At 74.3% G+C, this 16,655-nt stretch carries 14 protein-coding genes; 3 read left to right on the forward strand and 11 right to left on the reverse strand.

Annotated elements, in window-relative coordinates; genetic code table 11:
* The first annotated feature begins 12 nt into the window (after positions 1–12).
* Both TEK04_RS10195 and TEK04_RS10200 read left to right on the forward strand, forming a co-directional pair.
* Positions 13–711 carry a LysM peptidoglycan-binding domain-containing protein gene (locus tag TEK04_RS10195; protein WP_336404228.1) on the forward strand — a complete coding sequence of 233 codons (699 nt, stop codon included), beginning with the start codon at positions 13–15 and terminating at the stop codon, positions 709–711.
* Between the two features lie 68 nt (positions 712–779).
* The gene (locus TEK04_RS10200) at positions 780–1,346 is read left to right on the forward strand and encodes an Rv3235 family protein (RefSeq protein WP_336404229.1); all 567 of its coding nucleotides are present in this window, start codon (positions 780–782) and stop codon (positions 1,344–1,346) included.
* Between the two features lie 71 nt (positions 1,347–1,417).
* On the opposite strand, the gene secA is transcribed toward TEK04_RS10200, so the two are convergent.
* The gene (gene secA / locus TEK04_RS10205) at positions 1,418–4,432 is read right to left on the reverse strand and encodes a preprotein translocase subunit SecA (protein WP_336404230.1); all 3,015 of its coding nucleotides are present in this window, start codon (positions 4,430–4,432) and stop codon (positions 1,418–1,420) included.
* A gap of 297 nt (positions 4,433–4,729) precedes the next feature.
* On the opposite strand from secA, the gene TEK04_RS10210 reads away from it, so the two are divergent.
* Positions 4,730–5,119: a TIGR03618 family F420-dependent PPOX class oxidoreductase gene (locus TEK04_RS10210; protein ID WP_336404231.1), complete on the forward strand. Its 390-nt coding sequence runs from the start codon at positions 4,730–4,732 to the stop codon at positions 5,117–5,119.
* A gap of 54 nt (positions 5,120–5,173) precedes the next feature.
* Here TEK04_RS10210 and hpf read toward each other — a convergent pair whose 3' ends face one another.
* From hpf to TEK04_RS10260, 10 genes are all read right to left on the reverse strand, one after another.
* Positions 5,174–5,809 (reverse strand): ribosome hibernation-promoting factor, HPF/YfiA family, encoded by a 636-nt coding sequence (gene hpf / locus TEK04_RS10215; protein ID WP_336404232.1) that lies wholly within the window; start codon positions 5,807–5,809, stop codon positions 5,174–5,176.
* 85 nt (positions 5,810–5,894) lie between these two features.
* Positions 5,895–6,620 (reverse strand): ComF family protein, encoded by a 726-nt coding sequence (locus TEK04_RS10220; RefSeq protein WP_336404233.1) that lies wholly within the window; start codon positions 6,618–6,620, stop codon positions 5,895–5,897.
* 116 nt (positions 6,621–6,736) lie between these two features.
* Complete coding sequence (locus TEK04_RS10225) at positions 6,737–8,455, reverse strand: LpqB family beta-propeller domain-containing protein (RefSeq protein WP_336404234.1); 1,719 nt, start codon at positions 8,453–8,455, stop codon at positions 6,737–6,739.
* The gene (gene mtrB, locus TEK04_RS10230; RefSeq protein WP_336404235.1) at positions 8,452–10,041 is read right to left on the reverse strand and encodes an MtrAB system histidine kinase MtrB; all 1,590 of its coding nucleotides are present in this window, start codon (positions 10,039–10,041) and stop codon (positions 8,452–8,454) included. The genes TEK04_RS10225 and mtrB overlap by 4 nt, the downstream gene beginning before the upstream one ends.
* A 7-nt stretch (positions 10,042–10,048) precedes the next feature.
* Positions 10,049–10,750, reverse strand: coding sequence for an MtrAB system response regulator MtrA (gene mtrA / locus TEK04_RS10235; protein ID WP_336404236.1), 702 nt, complete (start codon positions 10,748–10,750; stop codon positions 10,049–10,051).
* 67 nt (positions 10,751–10,817) lie between these two features.
* Entirely contained in the window at positions 10,818–12,305 is a 1,488-nt protein-coding gene (gene ahcY, locus TEK04_RS10240) for an adenosylhomocysteinase (RefSeq protein WP_336404237.1), read from the reverse strand.
* Between the two features lie 146 nt (positions 12,306–12,451).
* Entirely contained in the window at positions 12,452–13,633 is a 1,182-nt protein-coding gene (manA, locus tag TEK04_RS10245; RefSeq protein WP_336404238.1) for a mannose-6-phosphate isomerase, class I, read from the reverse strand.
* A 110-nt stretch (positions 13,634–13,743) separates the two neighbouring features.
* Positions 13,744–15,000, reverse strand: coding sequence for an SIS domain-containing protein (locus tag TEK04_RS10250; RefSeq protein WP_336404239.1), 1,257 nt, complete (start codon positions 14,998–15,000; stop codon positions 13,744–13,746).
* A complete protein-coding gene (locus tag TEK04_RS10255; protein WP_432277328.1) occupies positions 14,997–15,242 on the reverse strand; it encodes a Trm112 family protein in 246 nt (81 codons plus the stop codon). Before TEK04_RS10255 ends, TEK04_RS10250 begins: the two co-directional genes overlap by 4 nt.
* Positions 15,239–16,618, reverse strand: a complete 1,380-nt coding sequence (locus TEK04_RS10260; protein ID WP_336404240.1) for a phosphomannomutase/phosphoglucomutase — start codon at positions 16,616–16,618, stop codon at positions 15,239–15,241. Before TEK04_RS10260 ends, TEK04_RS10255 begins: the two co-directional genes overlap by 4 nt.
* Positions 16,619–16,655: the final 37 nt, after the last annotated feature.

A 16,655-nucleotide genomic window follows, 5' to 3' on the forward strand; every position in this document is an offset into this window, starting at 1 on the left:
CGAGGAGGATCGATGACGGTGCGGCGCTGGGTGGTCACGACCCTGGTGATGGCAGCGGTCGGGTGGGTGCTGCGTGCCCTCGCCCCCGGTGGGCCCGCCCTGCAGGCCGCGCTGACCGACCCGCAGCACGTCGTCGACACGGTCGGCGCCGATGCACTCCTGCTCCCCGTCGCCTGGGCTGCAGCAGTGCTCTGCTGGTCGTGGGGGGTGGTCGGCCTGGCCCTCACCCGGCTCAGCGCCCGCACCGGCGTCACCGGCCGCCTCGCCGGCGCGCTGCTCCACGTCGTCCTGCCCGCCGGGCTCCGTCAGGTCGCCGCGGTCGCGGTCGGGGTGTCCCTGGCCGCCACCCCGGTCGCCGCATGGGCTGCTCCGGCCCAGCACGGGGCGGTCCCCACCACGTCGGTGCAGAAGGTGGGCCCGGCCGACGCCGCGTGGTCCGACGTGGGCGCCCCCGACGGCGGGAACGGCGAGGTCCCCGTCGTGCCCGACTGGCCCGGCGCACCCGGGTGGGACGAGCACGTGGTGGTGCGCGGCGACTGCCTGTGGGACATCGCTGCGGCCTGGCTGGCCGACCGCACCGACGGCCCGGTCGGTGCGGCCGCCACCGCCCAGGCCGTCCAGGCGTGGTGGTCGGCCAACGTCGACGTGGTCGGACCCGACCCCGACCTGCTGCTGCCCGGCCAGGTGCTGCGCGCACCGGCCCTCCCCTGACGCACCCGTCGCCCACCACGCACAGCCCAGCACCCAGCACCCAGCACCCAGCACCCAGGAGACGAACGATGAGCACACCGGCCCCGTCGACCACCAGCCCGGCCGTCGACCCCCAGGGCCAGCGCCCCGTGCGCGCGCAGCTGCGCCTGGTCCCCACACCGGGCCCGGGCACGCCGCCGGTGCCGGTGACCCGGCTGGTGCTGCGCGGCGTCCCCGCGCCCCGCCCGGTGGCGCTGCCCGGTCCGCGCCCGGGCACGGGAGGCCGCGCGGGTACCCCACCCCTGGGGCCGCGCGGGGTCGACCGGCGGTGGGGCGCCCTCCCCGACCCCGCGCCGCTGGCCCACCGACTGCTGGTGTCCACGCTGGAGGCCTTCTGCGGCCTGCGACCGGTCGCCCAGCTCCGCTCGGCCTACACCTTGCCGGTGTTCACCGCCCTCACCCGTGGCCGCAGGCCCGCGTGGACCAGCACGGGCACCAGTCCGGTGCTGGTCGGGCCCGTGCGGGTCGCCGAGCCGGTCGAGGGCGTGGCCGAGGTGTGCGCCGTGGCCCGGCGCGACGGGCGGGCGCACGCCGTAGCCGCCCGTCTCGAGGTCATCGACGGCCGCTGGCGCTGCACCGCCCTCCAGGTGGGCTGACGCGCAGCGCCCCCCTCTCCTGGGCCGCGCCCGGCGTGGCCCGGGACCCTAGGAGGGGCGGCTCCCCCTCGTCACGAGGCGGCTCCGTGGCACTGCTTGTACTTCTTGCCCGACCCGCAGGGGCAGGGCGCGTTGCGCGCCGGGGCCTTGGTGCCGGTCACCGTGGCCGACTTGGCCGCGCTCGCCTTGCCGCCCGGGCGCCTGGTCTCGGCGGCGCCGTCCAGCCCGGGTGCCGAGTAGCTCAGGTCGGCCGAGCCGCGCGGGCGCTCGAGCCCTTCCACGGCAAGCTCCGGCCCGGTCCCCGTACCCGTCGGCGTCCCGGCCGGGGAGGACCGCCGCGCCGCCGCGGTCGGCGCGTCCGGCACATCCGGCGCCGCCGCCTCGGCGGCGGCCGGGGTGCCAGCGGCCGGGGTCTCGGCAGCCGGGGTCTCGGCAGCCGGGGTCTCGGCGGCCGGCGCGGGCTTCATGGCCGCTGCCGCACGAGCGGCCGCGGCCCGGGCCAGCACCTTGTCGTTGCCGGCCTGGGCGCGGGCCAGCGCCTCGGCCTCGGCGGTGGCCTGCTTGGCCTTCGCCTCGGCCTCCTGCTGCTCCTTGGTCTTGACCTCGAGGTTGAACAGGAAGCCGACCGACTCCTCCTTTATGCCGTCGAGCATCGCGTTGAACATGTCGTAGCCCTCGCGCTGGTACTCCACGACGGGGTCTCGGTTGGCCATCGCGCGCAGGTGGATGCCGGCCCGCAGGTAGTCCATCTCGTAGAGGTGCTCGCGCCACTTGCGGTCGAGCACCGACAGCAGCACGCGGCGCTCGAGCTCGCGGGTGACCTCGCTGCCGAGGGTCTCCTCGCGCACCTCGTACTGCGCCTGGACGTCGGCCAGCAGCTCGCGCTTGAGCACGTCGGCCGTCAGCGCCGACTGGTCGCCGTCGGCGTGCTCGTCGAGCAGCTCCTCGACGGTGGTGCCCACCGGGTACAGGGCCTTGAGCCCGGTCCACAGCTGCTCGAGGTCCCAGTCCTCGGCGTAGCCGGCCTCGGTGGCGCCGTCGACGTAGGCGCCGACGACGTCGTCGAGCATGGATTCGACCTGCTCGTGCAGGTCCTCGCCGTCGAGGACCTTGCGGCGCTCGTCGTAGATGACGGTGCGCTGCCGGTTGAGCACCTCGTCGTACTTCAGGACGTCCTTGCGGGTCTCGAAGTTCTGCTGCTCGACCTGCGTCTGCGCCGAGCGGATGGCCCGGCTGACGATCTTGGACTCGATGGGCTGGTCCTCGGGGACCCGCAGGGTGGTCATCATCGACTCGAGCATCGGGCCGTTGAACCGGCGCATGAGGTCATCGCCCAGCGACAGGTAGAACCTCGACTCCCCGGGGTCGCCCTGGCGCCCGGAGCGGCCGCGCAGCTGGTTGTCGATGCGGCGGCTCTCGTGCCGCTCGGTGCCCAGCACGTAGAGACCGCCGGCCTCGACGACCTCCTCGTGCTCCTTGGCGACCTGGGCCTTGGCCTCGGCGAGCGCGTCGTCCCAGGCGGCCTCGTACTCCTCGGGGGTCTCCGTCGGGGTGAGGCCGCGGGCGCGCAGCTCGTCGTCGGCGATGACCTCGGGGTTGCCGCCGAGCTGGATGTCGGTGCCGCGCCCGGCCATGTTGGTGGCCACGGTGACCGCGGCCAGACGCCCGGCCTGGGCCACGATCGCGGCCTCGCGGGCGTGGTTCTTGGCGTTGAGCACCTCGTGCGGGATGCCCCGCTTGAGCAGGTATTTGCTGACGACCTCGGACTTCTCGACGCTCGCGGTGCCCACCAGCACCGGCTGGCCGGCCTCGACGCGCTCGGCGATGTCGTCGACCACGGCCTCGAACTTGGCCTTCTCGGTCTTGTAGATGACGTCGGAGCGGTCGGCGCGCACCATCGGCTTGTTGGTGGGGATGGGGACGACCCCGACCTTGTAGGTCTGGTTGAGCTCGGCCGCCTCGGTCTGGGCGGTGCCGGTCATCCCCGACAGCTTCTCGTAGAGGCGGAAGTAGTTCTGCAGCGTGATCGTGGCGAGGGTCTGGTTCTCGTCCTTGATCGCCACCTTCTCCTTGGCCTCGATGGCCTGGTGCATGCCCTCGTTGTAGCGCCGGCCGGCCAGCACGCGGCCGGTGAACTCGTCGACGATGAGCACCTCGCCGCCCGTGACGATGTACTCCTGGTCGCGGTGGAAGAGCTCCTTGGCCTTCAGCGCGTTGTTCAGGTAGCCGATCAGCGGGGTGTTGACCGCCTCGTAGAGGTTGTCGATGCCGAGCTGGTCCTCGACGAACTCGACGCCCTCCTCGGTGATCGCGACGGTGCGCTTGCTCTCCTCGACCTCGTAGTGCCGGTCGCGCTTGAGCAGCGGGGCGATGCGGGCGAACTCGCCGTACCACTTGGCCGACTGCTCGGCCGGGCCGCTGATGATCAGCGGGGTGCGGGCCTCGTCGATGAGGATGGAGTCGACCTCGTCGACGATGGCGAAGTGGTGGCCGCGCTGCACGAGGTCGGCCTTGCTCCAGGCCATGTTGTCGCGCAGGTAGTCGAAGCCGAACTCGTTGTTGGTCCCGTGCGTGATGTCGCAGGCGTACTGCTCGCGCCGCTGGGCCGGCTTCTCGCCGGACAGGATGGTGCCGACCGAGAGGCCCAGGAACCGGTGCACCCGGCCCATCCACTCCGCGTCGCGCTTGGCGAGGTAGTCGTTGGTGGTGACCACGTGCACGCCGTCGCCGGTGAGCGCGTTCAGGTACGCCGGCAGGACGCCGGTGAGGGTCTTGCCCTCACCGGTGCGCATCTCGGCGATGTTGCCCAGGTGCAGCGCGGCGCCACCCATGAGCTGCACGCGGTAGTGCCGCTGGCCCAGCGTGCGCCCGGCGCCCTCGCGGACGACGGCGAAGGCCTCGGGCAGCATCGAGTCCAGGGACTCGCCGTCGGCATAGCGCTCCTTGAACTCGTCGGTCTTGGCGCGCAGCTCGGCGTCGGTGAGGTCGACGACGTCGGGCTCGAGGGACTCGACCGCGTCGGCGATCTTGGACAGCCGTCGGACCAGCTTGCCTTCGCCGGCGCGCAGGATCTTGGAGAACACCACCCGTCCAATGTAGTGCGGGGTCGCCACCTCCCAGCTGGACGCGAGCTGTCAGCGCACCCAGCCCGGTGTCGACGTGCGGCGAGCACTCGGCCATCCGCGGGGTCGGGGCGTCGGCCGCCGGGCCGACGTCCACGACGCCGGAGGCGACGACCACCGCGTGGAGCCCGCCGAGCGCCTCGACCGCCGACGAGACGCCGCGCGGCCGGGCTCGACGTCGACGGCGTCGAGCACCTGGGTGGGCGCCACCACCGTTTGCGCAGCTCGAAGGGTGGTCCGGCGGAGTCGTAGGCTGCTCGGGTGGCTGCCGAGCTCTCCTCCGACCTGATCGCCTTCTTCACCGAGCGGCACCTGGCCACGCTGACGACGCTGCGGGCCGACGGCACACCGCACGTCGTGCCGGTCGGGGTCACCCTGGACGCCGCGGCGCGGATCGCCCGGGTCATCACCTCGGGGACCTCGGTGAAGGCCGGCCACGTGCGAGCGGGGGCGGGCACGGCCCGGGTCGCCGTCTGCCAGGTCGACGGCCGCCGCTGGACGACGCTGGAGGGCACCGCGACCCTGCGCGACGACGAGGCCTCCGTGGCCGACGCCGTGCGCCGCTACGCCGAGCGGTACCGGCAGCCGCGCGTGAACCCGGCGCGGGTGGTGCTGGAGATCGCCGTGGACCGGGTGATCGGGAACGTGTGAGGGAGGACCCCCGCGCGGGCGCGGGGGCCCTCCCTCAGCCAGTACCGACCGACGTCAGCCGACCGGGGCGGCTTCCCGGTCGGGGGCGCCGAGCCGGATCAGCCCGTAGTCGAAGGCGTGCCGCCGGTAGACGACGGTCGGCACTCCGGTGTCGGCGCAGGCGAACAGGAAGAAGTCGTGCCCGACGAGCTCCATCTCGTGCAGCGCCTGGTCCACGGTCATGGGTGTGGCCGGGTGCTGCTTCTCGCGGACGATGCGGCCGGGCAGGTTCTCCTCCACCTCGGGCTGGCTCGGCTGGGCCGCGGCGAGCTGCTGGTCGAGCTCGTCGAGCGCGGCGGCCGCGGCGCTGCCGTCGAGCCGGACGCTGGCGGGGGTGCGGCGCCCGTGGTGGACCCGCCGCCGGTCGGCGGCCCGCCGGAGCCGGTTCTCGAGCTTGGCCACGGACGCGTCGAGGGCGGACTGGAAGTCCGCCGCGCAGGCCTCGGCCCGGACGACGGGGCCCTTGCCCCGCAGGGTGATCTCCACGCGCTGGCAGTTCGCGGACTGGCGTGGGTTCTTCTCGTGGAGCAGCTCCACGTCGAAGCGTTCGATCTTGGCGTCGAACCGCTCCAGCTGGCCGACCTTGTCCTCGACGTGCTGCCGGAAGTGCTCGGGCACCTCGACGTTGCGACCTCGGACCACGATCTCCATGTGACCTCCCGAACTCGGGTGTGATCGCCCCCACGCTAGTGGCGGACCGCCCGGTCCGACAGTCCGGGCCAGGGGACGTCACCGCTCAGCCGGCGCGCACGGTGAACGTGCCCGGACCCGGGTCCACCGGGTCCGGGCGCCCGCGGGGGGTGGCCGCGACGACGGCGGCCACCACCGGGGCGGCCACCGCACCCAGTGCCGTCGCGGCCTCGGCCAGGGTGGCCCCGCTGCTCACGACGTCGTCGACCAGGACCACCAGCCCGGCGCCCGCCCGTGGCGCCCCGCGGCCGACGAAGGTCCCGGCCAGGTTGGCCCGCCGCTGGGCCGCGCCCAACCCAGCCGAGTCGCGGACCCGGCCCCGCCGTCCGAGCAGGGGCGCGCACCCGGCTGGCACCCCGGCTCGGCGCAGCTCGCGGCCGGCCGCGGCGGCCAGCTCGGCCACGTGGTCCCGCCCGCGCTGGCGCAGCGCGGCCCGGCTGCTGGGCACGGGCACGAGCAGCACGGGGCCCGCACCGCCCGCCCCGGCCCGCACCGCACCGACCGCCAGCGCGAGGGCCGCACCCAGCGGGCCGGCGAGCTCGGTGCGGGCGTGCTCCTTGAAGGCGTTGACCGCCGGGCGCACCGGCCCGGCGTAGGCACCGGCCGCCACGGTGGGCGGGAACCCGGCGGGGTGCCGGCGGGGCGTGGCCGGCCGCGGGCGCGACAGCAGGGCCGCGCAGCGCGGGCAGAGCACGTGGCCGGGCTGACCGCAGCCGGCGCACACGCGGGGCAGCACGAGGTCGACCAGTGCCCGCACCGCCGTCGAGACCACGCGGCGAGCGTGCCCGGTGAGCGGGGCCCGTGGGGCTGCCCTGTGCACGGGGCGCGCGGCTGTGGACGAACCAGGGCCCGGTCGGCCGCCTGCGTGCTAGGTGGCCGGGTGGCCGGTCAGAGGGGGTAGGTCGGGGCCTGCCCCGCGAGGGGGTCCTGGCCGCGCACGAGGGTGGTCCAGACGCCGGCCACCCGCTGCCACAGCGTGCCGCCGGCGACCACGAGCGGGGGCCGGCTGGGCGCCGCCCCGACGGCGGTCGGCTGGCCCGGCAGGCCGGTCGTGCTCAGCGGGCTGAGCCCCCACCCGTCGACCCCGACCTCGTAGGGCGCCGTCCCGCCCTCGTCCTGGGCGCCGGCGAGCACCACGAGGCTCGAGGCCGTGCGCCAGGCGACGTCGACCACCTGCGACAGCTGCGGGGCGACCGACCGCAGGTCGCGGACGGCAACCTGGTCCTCGGCGCGCACGACGGTGCCGACCAGCAGCTGGCCGCCGTCGGCGCCGTCGACCACGACCGCAGCCCGCACGCCGTCGGGCGAGAGCTGGAAGACCCGCGCCGAGCCCAGCCCCGGCAGGGTGGTCGCGTTCACCGTCTGCGGGGTGCCGGTCGAGGGGATGCGGATGACCTCGGTGCCGTCCCGCACCGTCCACACCTCGGGGCGGGTGGCCGCGGTCGTCGGGGGCGTGAAGCCGCCGGCGGTGAGCACGGGCACCAGCGCACCGCCGTAGGCCCCCACCAGGAGGGTCGTGCCGCCGGCGACGCCGACCGTCGTCCCCAGCTCGTTGGTGCGGGCGTCGGCGGTGATCGCCGCCGACGTCAGCCCGTACTCGCCGGTGCCCGCCGGCCCGGGAGCCGGCTCGCCGGTGACGACGCGCAACGCGCCCCCGGAGACGTAGTGCGCCACCGACACCGCCGGCACCGCGTCGGGGTCGAAGGAGGCCCAGTCGTCGACGGTCTGCACGGCAGGCACCCCGGGGACGCCGACCGGCTGGCCGTCGACCTCGACCCGGACCGCGCGGACGTCGTCGAGCTGGTCCAGCGACCACACCAGCTGGGCGCACAGCACGGTCAGCGCGTCGGCGGCCCCGTCGGGCAGACCGGTGAGGTCGACGGTGGCCACCTGCTGGCGGACCTGCACGTTGCTGCGCAGCTCGGCGCCGTCCAACGGGTTCAGCACACCGGCGGTCAGCGAGGTGGAGGGGCCGGCCAGCAACCGGTCGACCAGCGCGGTGGCCCGCGACTCCCCCGACACCAGGAAGCGGGGGTCGGGGACGACCCGGGTGCTGGTGGGGTCGAGGAAGTAGGCGTTGACCGCGTCGTAGGTGCGGCTGAAGTCCGGCTCCAGCTGCACCAGGCCGTCGGGCGGGTCGGCGATGCGCCACTCGCCGTCCTCCTGCACCACGCCGAACGTGTAGGAGTAGACCTGGCCCGCGCCGACGGTGAAGACGCCCTGGCCGTCGACCTTGCCGACCAGGCCGGCCGTGACCGACACCGCGCCGTCGTCGACGGCCACCGGGGCGTAGTCGGCGCTGATCACCGTCACGCCGTCGGTGTCGCTCCAGCTGGCCGCCGCGTCGGTGGTCAAGAACTGCCGGGCGACGGGGTGGTTGCGGGTGGTGCTGGCCATCGCGTCGACGAAGCCCCGGACAACCTCCTCCGGGCTCGCACCGGGTACCGGTGGCAGGGCCTCGACGCCGATGTCGTCGGGCGGGTCGGCCACCTGGGTGATCTCCACCGGCGCCGAGCTGGTCGGCACGGTCGTGCACCCGGTCAGCAGGACGGCGAGCAGACCGACGAGCACCCGGGCCGGGCCGGCGAGCCCGCGGCGCGCCCTCATCGGCCACGCCCAGGACGACGGACCACGACCGGCCGCAGCGGGAGAGGTGACGCGGTGAGCTCCTCCCCCGCCGTGAGGGGCAGGGTCAGGCGGAACTGGGCGCCCTGCTCGGGCTGCCCCCACACCTGCAGCCAGCCGCCGTGCAGGCGGGCGTCCTCCAGGCTGATCGACAGCCCCAGGCCCGACCCGCCCACGGTGCGCACCCGGGCGGGGTCGGCGCGCCAGAAGCGGTCGAACACGCGATCGGCCTCCTGGGGGGTCAGCCCGATGCCGTGGTCGCGCACGGTGACCGCGGCCGCGTCCCGGTTGGCGGCCAGGGTGAGCTCGACGGGGTGCCCCGCGCCGTGCTCGACGGCGTTGCCGACCAGGTTGCGCAGCACCCGCTGCACCCGGCGGGCGTCGACGTCGGCGATGACCGGGCGGTCGGGCGTGCGCACCTCGAGCCGGCAGCCCAGGCGCTCGGCGAGGCTGGTGAGGTCGCTCGCGACCCCGCGAACCAGCGGGACCAGGTCGGTGGGCTCGGCCTCGAGCTCGGCCGCGCCGGCGTCGTACCGGCTGATCTCGAGCAGCTCCGACAGCATGACCTCGAACCGGTTGACCTCGGCGTAGAGCAGCTCGGCGGAGCGGGCCACGTGCGGGTCGAAGTCAGCGCGCGACTCGTGCAGCACCTCGGCGGCCATCTGCACGGTGGTGAGCGGGGTCCGCAGCTCGTGCGAGACGTCGGAGGTGAAGCGCTGCTGCAGCTGCGAGAGCCCCTCGAGCTGGGTGATCTGCTTCTGCAGGCTGTCGGCCATGGCGTTGAAGCTGGTGGCCAACCGGGCGAGGTCGTCCTCCCCGTTGACCGCCAACCGCTCCTCCAGCTGGCCCTCGGCCAGCCGCTGCGCGCCCTGGGCGGCCCGCCGGACGGGGTCCACGACCAACCGGGTGACCAGCACCCCGATGCCGACGACGAACAGGGTCAGCGCGATGCCGCTGATGGCGACGGTGCTGCGGACCAGCGAGAGCGTCTCCTGCTCCTGGTCCAGCGGGAAGGCGTAGTAGAGGTCCACCTGCTCCCCGCCCTGGCCGTCGATGGGCACCGGCGCACCGACGAGCAGGGTGGGCACCCGGCCCGAGGCGCCGTCGGGCAGCGTGTCGTACTGGTACACCTGCGTGCCGGCGTCGACCGCGGCGACCAGCTCGCCCGGCAGGTTCGGGTAGAGGTTGGGCCGGCTCTGCGCGGGGCGGGCGGTGTCCCCGGTGCGGTAGACCAGCACGGTGTCGAAGTTGCCGGCCTCGCCGTTGCGGCTCTGCAGCTCGCGGACCGTGCGGGCCAGGGTGGAGCGCACGCTGGCCGCGTCGCCGGTGACGATGCCGGCCACCTGCGACTGCGCGTAGGCCACCCCGGCCTGCGCCTGGTCGATCGCGGCGTCGCGCTTGACCTCGAGGAGCTGGTCGCTGATCTGGCGGAAGAGCACCACGCTGACCACCACCACGACGACGCCGGCCACGAGCATCGTGATCGCCCCGATGCGCAGCTGCAGCGAGGACCGCCACGCGTGCCAGCCGGCGGCGCTCCACCGGCGCAGCCGGGCCCGCACCGTCACCGAGGGGTCACGCCGGGCCGGCCTTGTAGCCGACCCCGCGCACGGTGAGCACCACCTCGGGCCGCTCGGGGTCGCGCTCGACCTTGGCGCGCAGCCGCTGCACGTGCACGTTCACCAGGCGGGTGTCGGCGGCGTGGCGGTAGCCCCACACCTGCTCCAGCAGCAGCTCGCGGGTGAACACCTGGCGTGGCTTGCGGGCCAGGGCCACCAGCAGGTCGAACTCCAGCGGGGTCAGCGCGATGGGCTGGCCGTCGCGGCTGACCTGGTGCGCCGGGACGTCGATGGTGAGGTCGCCGATGCCGAGGGTCTCGGCCTGACCGGTCTCCCCGCGGCGCAGCTGGGAGCGCACCCGGGCCACCAGCTCGACCGGCTTGAACGGCTTGGTGACGTAGTCGTCGGCGCCGGCCTCCAGGCCCTGGACGACGTCGATGGTGTCGCCCTTGGCGGTGAGCATGATGATCGGGACGCTGGACTGGGCGCGGATGTCACCGCAGATCTGCAGGCCGTTGCGGCCGGGCAGCATGAGGTCCAGCAGCACGAGGTCGGGCCGCACCTGCTGGAAGGTGGCCAGCGCGCGGGCCCCGTCGGCGACGAAGGCCGGCTCGTAGCCCTCCCGCCGCAGCACGATGCCGAGCATCTCGGCCAGGGCGGCGTCGTCGTCGACGACGAGGACCCGGCCGCGGGCGGTGGGGGCGACGGAGGACGGCACGTGCCCATTGTGCGCGTGCGGCCCCACCCGCCGGGAGGAACACCCCCTGGCGGGTGGGGCCGGACCGTCAGTAGCGGTAGTGGTCGCTCTTGTAGGGGCCCTCGACCGGGACGCCCAGGTAGTCGGCCTGCACCTTGGTCAGCTCGGTGAGCTTGACACCCAGCGAGTCGAGGTGGAGCCGGGCGACCTTCTCGTCGAGGTGCTTGGGCAGCACGGTGACGCCGGGGGTCTTGCCCTCGTAGGCCGCACGGTTGGCCCACAGCTCGATCTGGGCCAGCGTCTGGTTGGTGAACGAGTTGCTCATCACGAAGCTGGGGTGCCCGGTGGCGTTGCCCAGGTTCAGCAGCCGGCCCTCGGAGAGCACGATGATCGTGTGGCCGTCAGCGAACCGCCACTCGTCGACCTGCGGCTTGATGTTCGTCTTGACCACGCCGGGGGTCTTCGCGAGACCGGCCATGTCGATCTCGTTGTCGAAGTGCCCGATGTTGCCGATGATCGCCTGGTGCTTGGTGGCGGCCAGCTGCTCGGCGGAGATGATGTCCTTGTTGCCGGTGGTCGTCACGATGATGTCGGCGATGCCGACGACGTCGTCCAGGGTGGTGACCTGGTAGCCCTCCATCGCGGCCTGCAGCGCGCAGATCGGGTCGATCTCGGTGACGATCACGCGGGCGCCCTGGCCGCGCAGCGCCTCGGCGCAGCCCTTGCCGACGTCGCCGAAGCCGCAGACCACGGCCACCTTGCCGCCGATCATGACGTCGGTGGCGCGGTTGATGCCGTCGATGAGGGAGTGCCGGCAGCCGTACAGGTTGTCGAACTTGCTCTTCGTCACCGAGTCGTTGACGTTGATCGCCGGGAAGAGCAGCCGGCCGTCGCGGGCGAGCTCGTAGAGGCGCAGCACACCGGTGGTGGTCTCCTCGGTGACGCCCTTGATGCCCTCGCCGATGCGGGTCCAGTACTGCTGGTCGGCGGCGAGGGTGTCGCGCAGGACCTGCAGGACGACGCCGTACTCCTCGCTGTCGGTCTCCTGGGTGTCGGGCACCGCGCCGTCGGCGGCGAAGCGGGTGCCCAGGTGGACGAGCATGGTGGCGTCGCCGCCGTCGTCGAGGACCATGTTCGGCCCGATGACCGTGCCCGACTCGTCGCGGAACTCGAACAGGCGCTGGGTGCACCACCAGTAGTCCTCGAGCGTCTCGCCCTTCCAGGCGAAGACCGGGACGCCGGCCGGGGCCTCGGGGGTGCCCTCGGGGCCGACGGCGATGGCCGCGGCGGCGTGGTCCTGGGTGGAGAAGATGTTGCAGGACACCCAACGGACGTCGGCGCCCAGCGCGGTCAGGGTCTCGATGAGGACGGCGGTCTGCACGGTCATGTGCAGCGAGCCGGCGATTCGGGCGCCGGCCAGCGGCTGCTCCTCGCCGTACTCGGCGCGCAGGGCCATGAGGCCGGGCATCTCGTGCTCGGCGAGGGTGATCTCCTTGCGGCCGAAGCCGGCGAGGGAGAGGTCGGCGACCTTGAAGTCGCCGTCGGTCAGTACGCGTGCGCCAGTGCTGGCGGTCATGTCGCTCCAGAGGATCCCGGCCGCGCCAGGGGGCTGCGGCTGCGTCGGTGTCTGTTCGTGAGCGAGCATGCCGAGGCTTCGGCGGGGCTCGTGCCGTCGTCAAGGCTACCGGTTCGGCCCAGCCCCCTGCCAGGCGCAGCGCCGGGTCACACCGCGCGCAGGCCGGTGGTGGCGCGGTACAGGACGGCAGGTCCCCGCGCGCTGAGCTGGGCGTTCGCCGGGACGAAGGCCGACTGGCCCTGCCGCAGCACCAGGTCGCCGTCGTCGGCACCCAGCACCGCGGTCCCCTCGGTGCACAGCAGCACCTGCGGGCCCGCCGTCCGCAGGCTGCCCGGGTCCTCCCCCAGCTCGCACCGGGTGAGGTCGAAGTCCTCGACCGGCACGGGGTAGCGCAGGCCACCCGGCCCGAGCACGGGATGGATGACCGGCACCCTGCCGTCGGCGAAGTCGAGCACCTCGACCAGCGCTGCCAGGTCGACGTGCTTGGCGGTCAGCCCGCCGCGCAGCACGTTGTCCGAGCTGGCCATCACCTCGACCCCGGCGCCGCACAGGTAGGCGTGCAGGTTGCCGGCGGGCAGGAACACCGCCTCGCCGGGGGCCAGCTTGAGGTGGTTGCACAGCAGCGAGATGACGACGCCGACGTCACCGGGGTAGCTCTCGGCCAGGCTGGCCGCCCAGCGGTAGGTGTTGATGAACTCCGGGTCGTGCGCGGCGACGAAGGTCGCCGCCTTGGTCGCGACGGCGGCGACCAACGACTGACGCCGGCGGGCCGACAGCGCCAGCAGCTGTGGGACGGCCACCTGCAGGCCGCCGCGGGCGAGGGCGGCGATGGTCGGTTTGAGCTCGGGCAGCTGCAGCTTGGCCAGGCAGTGCAACGACTCCTCCACCGGCCGGAAACCGCACAGCGCCTCGACCGGGGTGAGGGCGAGCAGGATCTCGGGCTTGTGGTGCGGGTCCTTGAACGTACGGGTGGGGTCGTCGTGCGGGACGCCGGCGGCCTCCTCGGCGGCGTAGCCGATCTCTGCCTGGGCGGTGGTCGGGTGGGCCTGCAGCGACAGCGGGGTGTCGGCGGCGAGCACCTTCATCAGGAAGGGCAGCCGGTCGCCGAAGCGTTGGCGCACCGCGGCGCCCAGCAGCCGGTCGGGCTCGTCGGCGATGGCCGCGTCGAGCCCCCGTCCGTCGGCCAGCACGCTGGGGGCATCGGGGTGGGCGCCCATCCAGAGCTCGGCGCAGGGCTCATCGGCAGGTACGGGCTGACCCAGCAGCTGGGGGATCACGGTGCGGCTCCCCCACGGGTAGTGCCGGACGGTGTTGGTCAGCTGCCACATCGTGCGGGAGGCTACCGGGGCGGGGGTCACCCCCGTCGGGTCGGCAGTTGTGCGGCACGTCTTGAGTCGCACCGGCGCGGCCCGTGGGGGCGCAGGCGTGGGAGGCCGACTCACGGCAAGAGGGTGCTCCCGGGGCCGCGGCCGCGCTCGGCGTCCAGGGCCAGGGCGAGGTAGACCGCCGCGAAGTCACCCACCGCGATCTGACGGGCCACCCGGGCCAGCCGGTGGTCGGCCGGGGAGCCGAATCGTGCGCCGTACCCCGACGCGTCCCCGGCGTCGCGGTCGACGTCCGATACGCCGGGACGGTCGGTGGGGCGGTCGGCACCGCCGTCGCTGACCAGGTCGGCCAGGGAGCTGACGGGGACGGTGCGTTCGGCTGCGGTGCGCAGCACCTGCTGGAGGGCGTCGGCGGCCGACCGGGGGTCCCGTTCGCCGAGGCCCTCGTCGGCGCCCGCCTGGTCGTCGCCGACCGCGATCAGCCGCAGGCGACGACCCTCGTCGTCGGCACGGTCGCGGAAGAAGTCGTCGGCGTCGACGGGGGCCAGCGGACCGCCGAGCACCGTGCACGCGGCTGCCCGCTGGTCGGGCAACCGGTAGGCAGCCGCGGGCAGCCCGGCCAGGGTGGCGAGCTGGTCGGCGACGCGCCCGGCTGCGGCGCCGGCGAGCGGGCCCTCGGCCACCACGACCGGGAGGGCGTCGAGCAGCTGCAGCGCGAGGGTCTTGGCCGGGTTGGCGTAGGTGGGGACCACGGGCCCGCACGCGGCGGCCACGCCGTCGAGGGCGTCGGCCACCCCGCCGGTGAGCCGGTCGGCTCCCGCCGGGAGCAGGTCCAGGCCCGCGGCCAACCCGAGCACGGGGGTCAGCAGCGACCAGAGCGTCGTGTGCTGGACACGACCGGGGGGCAGCGGCACGTAGGGCGCCCGGGCACCGGCGCACGCGGCGTGCAGCGGCGCGTCCTCGGCGCCGATGCCGAGGAGGGCCACCCCGCGCCGTGCGGCCTCGTAGGCCGGTGCCACGGCGTACTGGCCGGCGCCGGTGCGGGTGGCCACCACGGCGACGTCGGAGGCACCGGTCCACACCGGCAACCGCGGGCCGGGCACGACGTCGACCGCGACCGGGCTGCCCGGACCCAGGAGGGCCCGCAGCAGCGCAGCGGCGACCGCACCCTCGCGGCGGGCCACCACCACCAGGCTGCGCGGGCGCCCGGCGCGGGTGATCCGTTCCAGGCCGGCCTCCGCCGCCAGGCTGGCCGTCTCCCGCACCTGGGCTCCGGCACCGGCGACGGCCGGGAGCAGACCGCGGGGGTCCCGGGCGCGCAGCAGCTGCGGGTCGTCCAGGACCTCCTCGGCCAGCTCCGGGGAGGTCATGTCGCTGCGCCGCCCGCCCCTGCGCCGCCCGGCTCCGGGGCGCCGCCCCCGCGGTGGCGCGCCTCGTCAAGCAGCAGGACCGGGATGCCGTCGCGGACGGGGAACGCCCGGTCGCAGCCCGTGCACAGCAGCTCGGCGGCCTCGCGGTCGAGGGTGAGCGGGCTGTGGTGGGTGTCGGGGCAGGCCAGGATCTCCAGCAGGGAGGGGTCGATGCCCAGCGTGTCGGGGTGTGCCGTGCTCATGCGCGCACCATCTCCAGGACGTCGTCGCGGACCTCGGACATGCGCTGCTGGTCGGGGGCCTCGACGTTGAGGCGCAGCAGCGGCTCGGTGTTGCTGGCGCGCAGGTTGAACCACGCACCGTCGGGCAGGGCCACGGTCAGGCCGTCGAGCTCGTCGAGGGTCGCACCCTCGGCCTCCTCGTAGGCCGCCCGCACCGCGGCCATCCGTGCGGGTGCGTCGGTGACGGTCGAGTTGATCTCGCCCGACGCGCTGTACCGGCTGTACGCCGCGGTGAGCTCGGACAGCGGCCGCGCCTGCTCACCCAGGGCCGCCAGCACGTGCATCGCGGCCAGCATGCCGGTGTCGGCCCGCCAGAAGTCGCGGAAGTAGTAGTGCGCCGAGTGCTCACCGCCGAAGACCGCGTCGGTGCGGGCCATCTCGGCCTTGATGAAGCTGTGGCCGACCCGCGTGCGCACGGGCTGGCCGCCGTGCTCGCGCACGATCTCGGGCACCGCCGAGGAGGTGATGAGGTTGTGGATGATGGTCGTCCCCACCCCGCGGGCGAGCTCGCGGACCGCGACGAGCGCGGTGATGGCCGACGGGCTCACCGGCTCGCCCCGTTCGTCGACGACGAAGACGCGGTCGGCGTCGCCGTCGAAGGCCAGGCCGATGTCGGCCCCGTGCTCGGGGACGGCACGCTGCAGGTCGACCAGGTTGGCCGGGTCGAGCGGGTTGGCCTCGTGGTTCGGGAAGGAGCCGTCGAGCTCGAAGTACATCGGCACGACCTCCAACGGCAGCCCGGCGAGCACCACCGGGACGGTGTGCCCACCCATGCCGTTGCCGGCGTCGACGACGACCTTCAACGGTCGGATGCCGGTCAGGTCGACCAGGCCGCGCAGATGGTCGGAGTACTCCCCCAGCACGTCCCTGGTGATCGAGCTGCCCGGCGCGGTCACCTCACGGGTGAACACCGGCGCCCCGTCGAGCAGCTGCTCGGCCCAGGTGCGGATCTGCACCAGGCCGGAGTCCTGACCGATCGGGGCGGCCCCGGCCCGGCACATCTTGATGCCGTTGTACTGCGCCGGGTTGTGGCTGGCGGTGAACATCGCCCCGGGCAGGTCGAGGCTGCCGGCGGCGAAGTAGAGCATGTCGGTGGAGCCCAGGCCGGCCTCCACCACGTCGAGCCCGCGGCTGAGGACGCCCTCGGCGAAGGCCCGGGAGAGCGGGACCGACGTCTCACGCATGTCGTGGGCGGTGACCACCGCGCCGGCGCCGGTCTCGGCGTGGACGAACTCGGCGAACGCGGACCCGATGGCGCGCGCGACGGTCTCGTCCCACTGGTGGGGCACCACACCGCGGACGTCGTAGGCCTTGATCAACGACGACAGATCGGGCACGACGCTCCACCTCGGGTCGGGTCGACGCTCCGCTCCG

This window comes from Klenkia sesuvii (assembly GCF_037083825.1).
GTDB classification, from domain to species: Bacteria; Actinomycetota; Actinomycetes; order Mycobacteriales; family Geodermatophilaceae; genus Klenkia; species Klenkia sesuvii.